Below are 13,356 nucleotides of genomic sequence, written 5' to 3' on the forward strand. Positions count from 1 at the left end.
GCTAACCGATACTAATTGCCCGTGAGGCTTGACCATATAACACCCAAACAATCTGACCGCAGGTCAGAGCGTGAGGAAGACGACGCCGAAAACGGCGCGTGGGTTCGCAAGACCCCAAGACGAGTTGTCTACTTCGATCACCGACCCAATTGGGCCAGCCAGGTAGCTTCAACGCCTGGCCAGCCAACCGAATTGCTTGACGAACATAGAGCATTGGAACCACCTGATCCCTTCCCGAACTCAGAAGTGAAACGATGCATCGCCGATGGTAGTGTGGGGTTTCCCCATGTGAGAGTAGGTCATCGTCAAGCGCCTAACACCCAGCACCCCCGCTCAGTTCATTCTGGCGGGGGTGTTGCCTTTGAGGCGGGAAAAGTTTGGCTGGACGCCAAGGGGTTTGGGCGGATGGGGAGTAGCGCAGGCGGTAGCCTAGGTGCTTGCGGTTGCCCTCACCCTAGCCCTCTCCCGGGGGGAGAGGGGACCAGGAGCGGTGTGGCTGGGAGCTTGAGGGCTACCTGGCAGCCAAGGTGCTGCTTGGAGCCTAAGAGCCATAACAGCCCGGCTACGCCGGGCTGTCGTGTTTGAAGCGGCAAGGGACCGGCGTAGGTTGGCGCTGAGCGCAGCGAAGCCCAACATCTAGCCTCACCTCCCTAAAGTTCACCTAAGCTTTCCTTTCCAAAGCTCGTGCGCACGCCCAGCGTTCGCCTTTTGGGCTTCGCTGCGCTCAGCCCAACCTACAAAGACAGAGCAACAAAAAGCCCGGCATGTGCCGGGCTTTTTGCGTTCTGGTCGATACTCGGGACTACTCCCGATCACGTTCCAGCAAGGGCTTGAGGAAGTGGCCGGTATAGGACTTCTTGTTGGCGGCAACCTCCTCGGGTGTACCCGTTGCGATGATCTGACCACCCTTGGAACCGCCTTCCGGGCCCAGGTCCACCAGCCAGTCGGCGGTCTTGATGACATCCAGGTTGTGCTCGATCACCACCACGGTGTTGCCGTGGTCCCGCAGGCGATGCAGCACGTCCAGCAACTGCTGGATATCGGCGAAGTGCAGCCCCGTAGTGGGCTCGTCGAGAATGTACAGCGTCTTGCCGGTATCGCGCTTGGACAGCTCCCGGGCCAGCTTCACACGCTGGGCTTCACCGCCTGACAGCGTTGTTGCACTCTGGCCGAGGCGGATATAGGACAGACCCACATCCATCAGTGTCTGCAGCTTGCGCGCCAGGGCGGGGATGGATTCGAAGAAGGCATGGGCCTCTTCGATGGTCATGTCCAGGACCTCGGTGATGGTCTTGCCCTTGTACTTCACCTCCAGGGTCTCACGGTTGTATCTCTTGCCCTTGCAGACATCGCAGGCGACGTAGACGTCCGGCAGGAAGTGCATCTCCACCTTGATCACGCCGTCACCCTGGCATGCCTCACAACGGCCGCCTTTGACGTTAAAGGAGAAGCGCCCTGGGGTGTAGCCGCGGGAGCGGGACTCCGGGACGCCGGAGAACAATTCGCGAATCGGGGTGAAAAGACCTGTGTAGGTCGCCGGGTTGGAGCGTGGGGTCCGGCCGATGGGGCTCTGGTCGATGTCGACCACCTTGTCCAGGTGCTGCATACCGTCGAAGCTGTCGTGGGCCGCGACCTCCAGGGTCGTCGCACCATTGAGCGCCGTGGCGGTTAGGGGGAACAGGGTGTTGTTGATCAGCGTCGACTTGCCGGAGCCCGATACCCCGGTCACGCAGGTCAGCAGGCCAACGGGAATCTCCAGGTTGACGTTCTGCAGGTTGTTGCCGCGGGCGCCCTTGAGCTTGAGCAGCTTCTTCTTGTCCCGCGGGGTACGCTTGGCAGGCACCACGATCTTCTTGCGGCCCGACAGGTACTGACCGGTCACCGAGTCGGGGTGCTGCATGACTTGGTCCGGCGTGCCCTCCGCGATGATCTGACCACCATGGATGCCAGCGCCTGGACCTATGTCGATGACATAGTCCGCCAGGCGAATGGCGTCCTCGTCGTGCTCGACGACGATGACCGTATTGCCCAGGTCGCGCAGGTGGGTCAGGGTGCCCAGCAGGCGCTCGTTGTCGCGCTGGTGCAGGCCGATGGAGGGCTCGTCGAGAATGTACATGACGCCCACCAGGCCCGCGCCGATCTGGCTGGCCAGGCGGATACGCTGGGCTTCACCGCCGGACAGGGTATCGGCGCTACGATCCAGGGTCAGGTAGTCCAGTCCAACGTTGACCAGGAACTGCAGGCGCTCGCGGATTTCCTTGAGGATCTTGTCGGCGATCTGCTGTCGCTGGCCCTTGAGGGCTAGATCCTGGAAGTACTGGGTGGCATCGCCCACTGGCAGGCGGGTGACCGCCGGCAGGGTCTTGTCGCCGACCCAGACATGCCGAGCTTCGCGCCGCAGGCGGGTGCCATTGCAGTCGGGGCAATGCTGGGTACTGAGGTACTTGGCCAGCTCTTCGCGCACGCTCTGGGATTCGGTCTCGCGATAACGCCGCTCCAGATTCGGCAGGATGCCTTCGAAGGGGTGGGCGCGCTTGACTATGTTGCCGCGGTCATTCAGATAACGAAAGTTGACGCTTTCACGTCCGGAACCGCTGAGGACCGCCTTGCGGTGCTTGTCATCGAGACCCTTGAAGGGCTCGTCCAGGCTGAAGCCATAGTGACTCGCCAGCGAACCGAGCATCTGGAAATAATAGACATTGCGCCGGTCCCAGCCGCGAATGGCGCCCTCACTGAGGCTCAGCTCCTCGTTGACCACTCGCCGGGCGTCGAAGAATTGCTTCACGCCCAGGCCGTCGCAGGTTGGGCAGGCCCCGGCGGGGTTGTTGAAGGAAAACAGCTTGGGTTCCAGCTCACCGATGGAAAAGCCGCAGATCGGACAAGCGAAGCGCGCGGAAAAGACGATCTCCTCGCCCTTTTCACCTTCCATGGGCGCGATGATGGCGATGTCGTCGGCCAGCTTCAGGGCCGTTTCGAAGGACTCTGCCAGGCGCTGCTGGAGGTCTTCGCGCACCTTGAAGCGATCCACCACCACCTCGATGGTGTGCTTCTTCTGCTTGTCGAGCTTGGGCAGTTCGTCCATCTCGTGCAGGCGGCCATTGACGCGGACGCGGACGAAGCCCTGGGCGCGCAATTCCTCGAATACCGAGAGATGTTCGCCCTTGCGCTCGCGCACGATGGGGGCGAGCAGCATCAGTCGCTCACCTTCCGGCATGGCCAGGACCTGATCGACCATCTGGCTGACGGTCTGGGCTTCCAGGGGCACATCATGCTCCGGGCAGCGGGGCGTACCGACGCGGGCATAGAGCAGGCGTAGGTAGTCGTAGATCTCGGTGATGGTGCCCACGGTGGAGCGTGGATTGTGCGAGGTGGACTTCTGCTCGATGGAGATCGCCGGCGACAGGCCTTCGATGGTGTCCACATCGGGCTTTTCCATCATCGACAGGAATTGCCGGGCATAGGCCGACAGGGATTCCACGTAGCGGCGCTGGCCTTCGGCATAGAGGGTGTCGAAGGCCAGCGAGGATTTGCCGGAGCCGGACAGCCCAGTGATGACGATGAGCTTGTCCCGGGGAAGGGTAAGGTCGATGTTCTTCAGATTATGGGTGCGGGCCCCACGGATGAGGATTTTATCCACGTAGACTTCTGCCTCGTTTTGGCGACGCTTCAATAGAAAAGAGGTCTCTTCCCAGGCTGCGGCTATCTGCCGCGCCTGTGAGAGAGGGGGTAAGGCTGGTAAAATTAGTGGCCCGACAGCGGTGATCGGGCGTTCGTGATCCTGGCGGTCGGGAACGTTCGGACGAGCGCTCGGCTATCTTCACCGCTTCCTCCCTAAATGGTCATTGTCACGACTGTTTTAAAGCTGTGTGGCGACGTAAAAGCCTGTCGCCGACGAGAGGATTATTAATGCTCGACAAGCGCAGTGAAGCCATGAACGGCGTCGAACGCCGTGCCGCCTTTGGGCTGGCTCTGGTCTTCGCCTTTCGTATGCTCGGTATGTTCATGGTGCTCCCGGTCCTGGCGACCTATGGTCAGGAGTTGGCGGATGCCACCCCGGCGCTGATTGGCCTCGCCATAGGTGCCTATGGTTTGACCCAGGCGGTCCTGCAAATTCCCCTGGGGACGCTGTCCGATCGCATCGGCCGGCGCCCCATCATCATTGGTGGACTGCTGGTGTTCGCCCTTGGTGCCGCCATCGCTGCCAATGCCCATTCCATCTGGGGCGTCATCGCCGGACGTATCGTGCAGGGTGGCGGCGCCATTTCGGCCGCCATCATGGCGCTGCTGTCGGACCAAACCCGCGAGCAGCACCGTACCAAGGCCATGGCCACCATCGGCATGAGTATCGGGGTGTCCTTTGCCGTGGCAATGGTGGCCGGCCCCCTGCTGACCCGTGCCTATGGTCTTGCAGGGCTGTTCTGGGCCACCTGCGGACTGGCGCTGGCCGGTTTGCTGATCGTGCTGTTCCTGGTCCCGCACCAGGCCTCGCCCTTCGCCCACCGGGAGTCGAACCTGGCGCGTCAGGCGCTGGGCGCGACCCTGCGCAATCGCGATCTATTGCGGCTGGACTTCGGCATCCTCGCGCTACATGCGGTGTTGATGGCCAGTTTCGTCGTCCTGCCGCTGGCCCTGGCCGACCATGCCGGCCTGCCCAAGGAAGAACACTGGTGGGTGTACCTTACGGCGCTGGTGGTCGGCTTTTTCGCCATGGTTCCCTTCATCATCTATGGTGAAAAGAAGCGGCGCATGAAGCGTGTGCTGGTAGGCGCCATCAGTGTGCTGGTGCTGTGCGAGCTGTACTTCTTTTTCTTCAGCAACAGCCTGGTGGCCCTGGTCATCGGCATCGTGGTGTTCTTTACCGCCTTCAACCTGCTGGAAGCCTCGCTACCGTCGCTGGTGAGCAAGGTGGCCCCGGCCGGTGGCAAGGGCACCGCCATGGGGATCTATTCCACCAGTCAGTTCCTTGGTTCCGCTTTGGGCGGTATCCTCGGTGGCTGGCTGTTCCAGCATGGTGGCCTCTCCACCGTCTTCCTGGGTTGTGCGGCGATTTGCCTGGGATGGGCGGTGGTAGCTGGTACGATGCGGGAACCGCCCTATGTCACCAGTCTGCGTTTGCCGGTTACGCCCGCGCTAGTCAACGACCAGGGATTGGTCGGACGCCTGCTGGCCCTGGCCGGAGTGACCGATGCGGTAGTGGTGGCGGAAGAACAGGCCGTCTACATCAAGATCGATACTAAAATCGTCGATCGGGCGCAATTGGAGCGACTGGTTAGCCAAACGCCAGTCGCCGCTTGATCGACAGCCTTATCAGGAGATTCATATGGCCCGTGGCGTCAATAAAGTCATCCTCGTCGGCAACGCCGGCGCCGATCCCGAAACCCGTTACATGCCCAATGGCAATGCGGTGACCAATGTCACCCTCGCCACCAGCGAGAGCTGGAAGGACAAGCAGACCGGCCAGCAGCAGGATCGTACCGAGTGGCACCGGGTGGTGTTCTTTGGTCGTCTGGCAGAGATCGCCGGCGAGTACATCCGCAAGGGCTCCCAGGTCTATGTCGAAGGCAGCCTGCGTACCCGCAAGTGGCAGGGTCAGGACGGTCAGGATCGCTACACCACCGAAATCGTGGTCGATATCAACGGCAACATGCAGTTGCTGGGTGGCCGCGGTGGCAATGCCGGTGGCAACGATGAATACAACCAGAGCGCCCCTGCGCCCCAGCAGCAGCGTGCCCCTCGTCCCCAGCAGTCGGCTCCGCAGTACGACAACGGTGGCAATGGCGGCTCTGGCAACAGTCGTCCTCAGCAGCAGCCCAAGCCCCAGCAGCAGCCGGCTCAGCAGGACTACGACAGCTTCGACGACGACATTCCTTTCTAGGGCCTCGTTGATCAGGCAAAGAAAAAGGGCAGCCAGTGGCTGCCCTTTCTTTTTGGTGGAGGCGGGGGGATTTGAACCCCCGTCCGCCAGCTCTCCGCTATCGGTTCTACATGCTTAGCCCTGTCTACTGAGTTAACCCATTGCGGCCCGACGGGCAGGGTGCTTTGGGCGAGCTGTATAAGTTTTAGCCGTTACGTCTACAGCGAACTTGGCGGCGATCCTGTTCTATCTGACAGTCGTTTCGGGTTTACAGGCATCCCCTAGCGACTGCTAGCCGCGTTAAGCAGCTAGAGCGTAGTTGTCGTCGTTGGCAACTATAAGTTTGCAGCAGCGAATTTACGAGTTCTGCTACCAGCTCGGCATGCCCCTCAAGTTTCGTTACCGGCGTCGAATCCTAATCGCCCCCAAAACTTGCTGGTCGTTCACTATAGGAATTCCGGCCGTCCGACGCAAGTCATTGCTGACGAAACGTTTTTCGGCCGCTTGGCTATTTGGCGTCCTTGCGGATGGCCCTTTGGATCTCGCGGTCGGAATCGCGCTCGCGCTCGGTGGCGCGCTTGTCGAACTCCTTCTTGCCCTTGGCCAGTGCGATCTCGCACTTGACCAGGTGCTTCTTCCAGTAGAGCGACAGGGCGACGCAGGCGTAGCCCTTCTGCTGCACCGCGCCAAACAGCTTGCCCAGCTCGCGCTTGTTGAGCAGCAACTTGCGGGTCCGGGTCGGATCAGCGATGACGTGCGTACTGGCGGTCTGCAGCGGGGTGATGTGGCTGCCCAGCAGCCAGGCTTCACCGTCCTTGAGCAGCACATAGCTGTCGGTCAGCTGTGCCTTGCCGGCTCTCAGGCTCTTGACCTCCCAACCTGCCAGGGAAACACCTGCTTCAAAGCGGGTGTCGACGAAGTATTCGTGTAGCGCCTTTTTGTTCTGCGCGATGCTGCCGGGGGAGACTTTCTTTTGCTTGGCCATGATTCCAGGGTACAGCGAGTCGGGGGAAATGTCGCCACGCGCTTGAGCGGGTATGAGCAAACACGGACAATACCGCGGTTCTGGACTGCGGCAGGCTGATGCGGGAGTAAATTGCGTGCGCCGCCCTCAAATTCAAGGTCCGACACCGAATTCGCTATTCTACGAGGTTCCGATGAGCACGCACATCCAACGTTCGGCGTTGCTGCCCTATCCTGCTTCGGCGCTCTATGCGCTGGTCAATGACGTGGACCGTTATCCGGAGTTCCTACCCTGGTGCTCGTCCGCCCAGATCCTGGAGCAGGACGAAGGCCTGATGCGCGCCGGTCTCACCGTAGCCAAGGGTGGCCTGAGCCAGCAGTTCACGACCCGCAATACCCTGGTGCCGGACGAATCCATCACCATGGATCTGGAGAAGGGGCCCTTCAAGCAGCTGCATGGCGTCTGGTCCTTCAAGGCGCTGGGGGACAAGGCCTGCAAGATCTCGCTGGATCTGTCCTTCGAATACGACAGCGCCATCGTGCGCGCGACCCTGGGGCCACTGTTCAATCAAGCGGCCAATACCATGGTGGATGCCTTCTGCCAGCGTGCTCGAGCCCTCTATGGCTGAGTGCTTCGCCATCGAAGTAGCGCTGGCACTACCAGAACGGCAATGGCTGCTGAGTCTGCAGGTGGAGGAGGGTGCCACTGTCGAGCAGGCGGTGTTGGCGTCGGGGTTGCTGGAACAGCTGCCACCCGAGCAGCGCGAGGGCTATCGGGTCGGTATCTTTGGCAAGCTGGTCGTCAAGCCGGATGGGCGAAGGCTGGCAGAGGGGGACCGCGTGGAGATCTATCGCCCGTTGCTCGCGGATCCAAAGGAAAGTCGCAAACGACGTGCGGAAGAGGCCAGGTTGAAGGCTGGCCTCTAGCTAGGGATCACTGGCCGTCGGTACGAATGCGTTCGGGAGTCGGTACGGCGGCTGGCCGCGCGCTGTCGATTTCCTTCTGGATGCTGTCTTCGGTCGAACCGGGCACGGCTGGCGTTTCCGGCGCTGCTGCAGGGGCAGTGGGTTGTGCTGGCGCAGTGGGATCCACGGTAGTGCCGCTGTCGGTACCCATGATCTGCTGTTCACGGCTGGTACCGGGCATGAAATCGCCAGCCAGACCACTCAGCTGGTTTTCGCCATTGAACACCAGGCTGACACGCTCCTGTTTCCGCTGACCGCCGGCGGCCTGCAGGCTGTACAGATAGTCCCAGCGATTTGGATGGAAGGTATCCTGGATCAGCGGCGAACCCATGATAAACCGGACTTGTTGTCGGGTCATTCCGGGGCGCAACTGGTCTATCATGTCCTGGGTGACGACGTTGCCCTGCTGGATGTCGATCTTGTAAACCCCCGGCAGAGAGCAGCCGGCGAGCATGGCTAGGCCCATCAGAGAGAGCCCGGTCAGCGTTTGCTTGAGGTTTTGCATCGGTGGGAGACTTCCACTATCTTGCTGGGCAACGAAGCACCGATCATACCCGTATTCCCGAGGGCTGCGAAAGCACTCGGCACCGAGAAAGAGCATGGTAGAGAACAACGAACTCCGCAAAGCGGGTCTGAAAGTGACCCTGCCGCGCGTCAAGATATTGCAGATGCTGGACACCACCGAGCAGCGCCACATGAGCGCTGAAGACGTTTACAAGGCGCTGATGGAAGCAGGCGAGGACGTGGGGCTGGCAACGGTCTATCGGGTCCTTACCCAGTTCGAAGCGGCTGGCCTGGTGGTGCGCCACAATTTCGATGGCGGTCACGCCGTGTTCGAGTTGGCCGACACCGGACACCACGATCACATGGTGGATGTGGATACCGGCGAAGTCATCGAGTTCACCGATGCCTCGATCGAAAAGCGTCAGCGCGAGATCGTCGAAGAGCATGGTTTCGAGCTGGTCGATCACAACCTCGTGTTGTACATCCGTCAGCGCAAGTGAAGATTCAGACATGAAAAAGGCGACTTCGAGTCGCCTTTTTCATGTCTGTTGGCAGCCTGCGTCTAGCGGCTGACCACCAGTTTGCGAGCATGGGCGAGGGATTCGCGGGTCAGGTCGACTCCGCCCAGCATGCGCGCCACCTCTTCCACGCGCCGTGCGCGGTCCAGCTTGGCCACCGCAGTGCGCGTCTCGTCGGTGCCGCGCTCCTTGTGCACGAACAGGTGCTGATGGCCCTGGGCCGCCACCTGGGGCAGGTGGGTCACCGTCAGCACCTGGCCGCGCTCGCCCAGCTGCCGCAGCAGTTGGCCGACCACCTCGGCGGTCGGACCACCGATACCTACGTCTACCTCGTCGAATACCAGCGTGGGCGTGCGTGAGGTTTGGGCGGTGATGACCTGGATGGCCAGGCTGATCCGTGACAGCTCGCCACCGGAGGCAACTTTGGCCAGCGGGCGCAGGGGTTGGCCCGGGTTGGCGCTGACGCGGAATTCGACGCCTTCGTTGCCCAGCGGTTGGGGCTCACCGGTGCTGCCTGGGGTGAGGGTAATGCTGAAGCGGCCCCCCGGCATCCCCAGGCGCTGCATCTCAGTCTCGACCGCGGCAGCGAGCTCCGGCGCCCGCTGCTCGCGCAAACGACTCAGTTCGCCGGCCTTCTCTTGGTAGTGGCGCTCGAAGGCCGCCAGTTCTTCCTGCAGACGCTCCAGGGCGACGTCGTCGGCGTCCAAGGATTGCAGTTCGTTGCGCAGTTGTTCGTGCAGCTCCAGCAGGGCTTCGGGCTGGACCCGATGCTTGCGGGCCAGGCTGTAGACGCTGTCGAGGCGCTCTTGAACGGCCTGCTGGCGCTCCGGGTCGGCTTCGAAGTGATCGACGAAGCGATTGAGTTCGTTCATCGCCTCCTCGATCTGGATTTGGGCCGAGGCGAGCAGGTTGCTGGCTTCCTGGATCTGCGCCGGCGGGCGGTCGAAGGCGGTCAGGCGTGCCACGCTGGCATTGAGTGCCGACAGGGCGTTGCCCTGCTCGTTTTCGGTACAGAGGTCCATGGCCTGGCGGCAGGCCAGCAGGATGTGCTCGGCACTCGCCAGATCGCTCTGCTCCTGTTCGAGCGCCTGCAACTCGCCTTCGGCCAGGGCGAGGTTGTCGAGTTCTTCGAGTTGATAGCTGAGCAGCTGATGACGGGCGCGTTGCTCGTCGCCATTGCGGGTAAGACGCTCCAGGGTCTGGCGCACTTGGCGCCAGCGTTGGGCGGCGAGCTGCACCTGACGGACCAGTTCGCCTGCGCCGGCGTACTCGTCCAGCAGGCGGCGATGGGTGTCGAGGCCGAGCAGCGACTGGTGCTCATGCTGGTTGTGAATGTCGATCAGCAGGCCGCCGAGGGTCTTGAGATCAGCCAGCGGGCAGGGCGAGCCATTGATATAGCCGCGCGAGCGTCCCTCGCGGGTGATGACGCGGCGCAGCAGGCAGGGACCGTCCTGTTCCAGGTCGCGCTCGGCAAGCCATTGACGCGCCTCGGGGATATCGGTGGTATCGAAGCTGGCCAGCACATCGGCCTTGTCGGCGCCGGGTCTGACCGCGTCGCTGTCGGCGCGATCGCCCAGGGTGAGGCCGAGGGCGTCGAGCATGATGGACTTGCCGGCGCCGGTTTCGCCGGTAATCACGGTCATGCCGCGCTCGAGGTCGAGGTCGAGGTGTTCGACGATGGCGTAGTTGCGGACGGACAGATGCACCAGCATGCGACGATCTCCGAAAGCGGTTTTCTGGTTGTTTATACAGTGCCTCTTGGGTACTGGCAATCCATACAGCTCTTGAAGCGCCGGCCGGCGGCCCCATATAGGCGCCATCGATCAAGGCGTCGTCCATTAGAGGGCGCGCCCACCGGCAATATCACAGGAGGACTCCCATGGCCGACGAACAGAACTCCCAGAACCCCGAGCACGAGGCCGCGGCCCAGGGCGACGTCCAGAACGAGGACGTCGCCGCCCGCATCGCCACGCTCGAAGAGCAGCTCGCCGCGGCCCAGGATCAGTCGCTGCGCAGCGTCGCCGAGCTGCAGAACGTGCGTCGTCGCGCTGAGCAGGACGTGGAGAAGGCGCACAAATTCGCGCTGGAGAAATTCGCTGGCGATCTGTTGCCCGTGCTCGACAGCCTGGAGCGTGGCCTGGAACTGTCCAACGCCACCGACGAGACCTTGAAGCCCATGCGTGAAGGCATGGAGCTGACCCTGAAGATGCTGCAGGACACCCTCAAGCGCTATCAGGTCGAGGCCGTCGATCCCCACGGCGCGCCCTTCAATCCCGAACACCACCAGGCCATGGCCATGGAGGAGAGCGCCACCGCCGAGCCGGGTAGCGTACTCAAGGTGTTTCAAAAGGGCTATCTGCTCAATGGTCGCCTGCTGCGGCCGGCGATGGTGGTAGTCAGCAAGGCCCCTGCAGCGCAGCAGCCGAGCATTGACGAAAAGGCTTGAAATTCTTTCGCTCGGCCCCATCTGGTAGGCAAGCGAACATCAAAGGCCCCCTGAGCGGGCCGCGCGGAATCTGAGATTTCTGGAGAAGACTACATGGGCAAGATCATCGGTATCGACCTGGGGACGACCAACTCCTGCGTCGCGATCCTCGAAAACGGCAACGTCAAGGTATTGGAAAACGCCGAGGGCACCCGCACCACGCCGTCCATCATCGCCTACACCAACGATGGCGAGACCCTGGTTGGCCAGCCGGCCAAGCGCCAGGCGGTGACCAATCCGCAGAACACCCTGTACGCGGTCAAGCGCCTGATCGGTCGGCGCTATGAAGAAAACGTCGTGCAGAAAGACATCGAGATGGTCCCCTACAAGATCGTCAAGGCCGACAACGGTGACGCCTGGGTCGAGGCCAAGGGCCAGAAGATGGCGCCGCCGCAGGTGTCTGCCGAAGTCCTGAAGAAGATGAAGAAGACCGCCGAGGACTACCTGGGCGAGGCCGTGACCGAAGCGGTCATCACCGTACCGGCCTACTTCAACGACAGCCAGCGCCAGGCCACCAAGGATGCCGGTCGCATCGCTGGTCTGGACGTCAAGCGCATCATCAACGAGCCCACCGCGGCGGCTCTGGCCTATGGCCTGGACAAGGCCAAGGGCGACCACACCGTGATCGTCTATGACCTGGGCGGCGGCACCTTCGACGTGTCGGTCATCGAGATCGCCGAGGTCGATGGTGAGCATCAGTTCGAGGTGCTGGCCACCAATGGCGACACCTTCCTGGGTGGCGAAGACTTCGACATCCGCCTGATCGACTACCTCGTCGAAGAATTCAAGAAAGAAAGCGGCATGAACCTCAAGGGTGATCCGCTGGCCATGCAGCGCCTGAAGGAAGCTGCCGAGAAGGCCAAGATCGAGTTGTCCTCGGCTACCCAGACCGACGTCAATCTGCCGTACATCACCGCCGATGCCAGCGGTCCCAAGCACCTGAACGTCAAGGTCTCCCGCGCCAAGCTGGAGTCCCTGGTGGAAGAGCTGGTCGAGCGCACCATCGAGCCGTGCCGTACTGCCCTGAAGGACTCTGGTCTGGACGTCTCCGACATCCACGAGGTCATCCTGGTGGGTGGTCAGACCCGCATGCCGCTGGTGCAGAAGCGTGTGGCCGACTTCTTCGGCAAGGAAGCGCGCAAGGACGTCAACCCGGACGAAGCCGTCGCCATTGGTGCGGCCATCCAGGGCGCCGTGCTGGCCGGTGACGTCAAGGACGTGCTGCTGCTGGACGTGACCCCGCTGACCCTGGGCATCGAGACCATGGGTGGCGTGATGACCGCGCTGATCGAGAAGAACACCACCATCCCGACCAAGAAGTCGCAGGTGTTCTCCACCGCCGACGACAACCAGGGCGCCGTGACCATCCACGTGCTGCAGGGCGAGCGCAAGCAGGCCGCGCAGAACAAGTCGCTGGGCAAGTTCGACCTGGCCGAGATCCCGCCGGCGCCCCGTGGCGTGCCGCAGATCGAGGTGACCTTCGACATCGACGCCAACGGTATCCTCAACGTGTCCGCCAAGGACAAGGCCACTGGCAAGCAGCAGTCCATCGTCATCAAGGCGTCCTCCGGTCTGTCCGAGGACGAGATTCAGCAGATGGTGCGTGACGCCGAGGCTAATGCCGACGAGGATCGCAAGTTCGAAGAGCTGGCCGCGGCCCGCAACCAGGGTGATGCCCTGGTGCACGGCACCCGCAAGATGCTGACCGAGGCAGGCGACAAGGCCACGGCCGAAGAGAAGAGCACCATCGAGAAGGCCATTGGCGAGCTGGAAGTCGCCGTGCGCGGTGACGACAAGGACGCCATCGAAGCCAAGATGAATGCCCTGTCCCAGGCCTCCGCGCCGCTGGCCCAGAAGCTCTACTCCGAGCAGGGCGCTGCCGCGGGTGCCGAAGGCGCCTCGGCCAAGGCGGACGGTGAGGCCAAGAAGCCCGGCGACGACGTGGTCGATGCCGAGTTCGAGGAAGTGAAGGACAACAAGTAAGCCCCGTGCTTACCGCACCTGACGGGCTTCGTGCCCGTCGGATCCGCTACGCGGGAGCCTGCTCCCGCGTTGGCGTGTCTGGA

11 protein-coding genes, 1 rRNA gene and 1 other RNA gene are annotated in these 13,356 nt (G+C 62.2%); 8 read left to right on the plus strand and 5 right to left on the minus strand.

Translation table 11 applies throughout. The features are described from left to right. Positions 1-195: 195 nt before the first annotated feature. Positions 196-311 (plus strand): 5S ribosomal RNA (gene rrf, locus BMZ43_RS23235). A gap of 491 nt (positions 312-802) precedes the next feature. Here rrf and uvrA read toward each other — a convergent pair. After that, a complete protein-coding gene (gene uvrA, locus BMZ43_RS23240; protein WP_093257182.1) occupies positions 803-3,637 on the minus strand; it encodes an excinuclease ABC subunit UvrA in 2,835 nt (944 codons plus the stop codon). Between the two features lie 269 nt (positions 3,638-3,906). On the opposite strand from uvrA, the gene BMZ43_RS23245 reads away from it, so the two are divergent. Next, the gene (locus tag BMZ43_RS23245; protein WP_093257074.1) at positions 3,907-5,295 is read left to right on the plus strand and encodes an MFS transporter; all 1,389 of its coding nucleotides are present in this window, start codon (positions 3,907-3,909) and stop codon (positions 5,293-5,295) included. 25 nt (positions 5,296-5,320) lie between these two features. Then, the gene (gene ssb, locus BMZ43_RS23250) at positions 5,321-5,875 is read left to right on the plus strand and encodes a single-stranded DNA-binding protein (RefSeq protein WP_093257079.1); all 555 of its coding nucleotides are present in this window, start codon (positions 5,321-5,323) and stop codon (positions 5,873-5,875) included. 53 nt (positions 5,876-5,928) lie between these two features. Here the strand turns inward: ssb and ssrA are convergent. Beyond that, positions 5,929-6,281: a transfer-messenger RNA gene (gene ssrA, locus BMZ43_RS23255) on the minus strand. Between the two features lie 81 nt (positions 6,282-6,362). Further along, positions 6,363-6,839: an SsrA-binding protein SmpB gene (gene smpB / locus BMZ43_RS23260; protein WP_007162671.1), complete on the minus strand. Its 477-nt coding sequence runs from the start codon at positions 6,837-6,839 to the stop codon at positions 6,363-6,365. 172 nt (positions 6,840-7,011) lie between these two features. Between smpB and BMZ43_RS23265 the strand changes: the two genes are divergently transcribed. Both BMZ43_RS23265 and BMZ43_RS23270 read left to right on the plus strand, forming a co-directional pair. Continuing rightward, a complete protein-coding gene (locus BMZ43_RS23265) occupies positions 7,012-7,446 on the plus strand; it encodes a type II toxin-antitoxin system RatA family toxin (protein ID WP_017640639.1) in 435 nt (144 codons plus the stop codon). Continuing rightward, complete coding sequence (locus BMZ43_RS23270) at positions 7,439-7,744, plus strand: RnfH family protein (RefSeq protein ID WP_093257084.1); 306 nt, start codon at positions 7,439-7,441, stop codon at positions 7,742-7,744. Before BMZ43_RS23265 ends, BMZ43_RS23270 begins: the two co-directional genes overlap by 8 nt. Positions 7,745-7,751: 7 nt before the next feature. Here the strand turns inward: BMZ43_RS23270 and BMZ43_RS23275 are convergent, their stop codons facing one another. Beyond that, positions 7,752-8,288 (minus strand): outer membrane protein assembly factor BamE, encoded by a 537-nt coding sequence (locus BMZ43_RS23275; protein ID WP_017640637.1) that lies wholly within the window; start codon positions 8,286-8,288, stop codon positions 7,752-7,754. Between the two features lie 94 nt (positions 8,289-8,382). Here BMZ43_RS23275 and fur point away from each other — a divergent pair, with 94 nt between their 5' ends. Further along, positions 8,383-8,787: a ferric iron uptake transcriptional regulator gene (fur, locus tag BMZ43_RS23280; RefSeq protein WP_007162667.1), complete on the plus strand. Its 405-nt coding sequence runs from the start codon at positions 8,383-8,385 to the stop codon at positions 8,785-8,787. A 62-nt stretch (positions 8,788-8,849) separates the two neighbouring features. Here the strand turns inward: fur and recN are convergent, their stop codons facing one another. Next, a complete protein-coding gene (recN, locus tag BMZ43_RS23285; protein WP_017640636.1) occupies positions 8,850-10,517 on the minus strand; it encodes a DNA repair protein RecN in 1,668 nt (555 codons plus the stop codon). A gap of 167 nt (positions 10,518-10,684) precedes the next feature. Between recN and grpE the strand changes: the two genes are divergently transcribed. Beyond that, positions 10,685-11,251, plus strand: a complete 567-nt coding sequence (gene grpE, locus BMZ43_RS23290) for a nucleotide exchange factor GrpE (RefSeq protein WP_064308122.1) — start codon at positions 10,685-10,687, stop codon at positions 11,249-11,251. 93 nt (positions 11,252-11,344) lie between these two features. After that, positions 11,345-13,273, plus strand: coding sequence for a molecular chaperone DnaK (gene dnaK / locus BMZ43_RS23295; protein ID WP_017640634.1), 1,929 nt, complete (start codon positions 11,345-11,347; stop codon positions 13,271-13,273). Positions 13,274-13,356: the final 83 nt, after the last annotated feature.

Origin of the sequence: Pseudomonas sp. Snoq117.2 (assembly GCF_900110545.1) — a bacterium.
GTDB classification, from domain to species: Bacteria; Pseudomonadota; Gammaproteobacteria; order Pseudomonadales; family Pseudomonadaceae; genus Chryseomonas; species Chryseomonas benzopyrenica.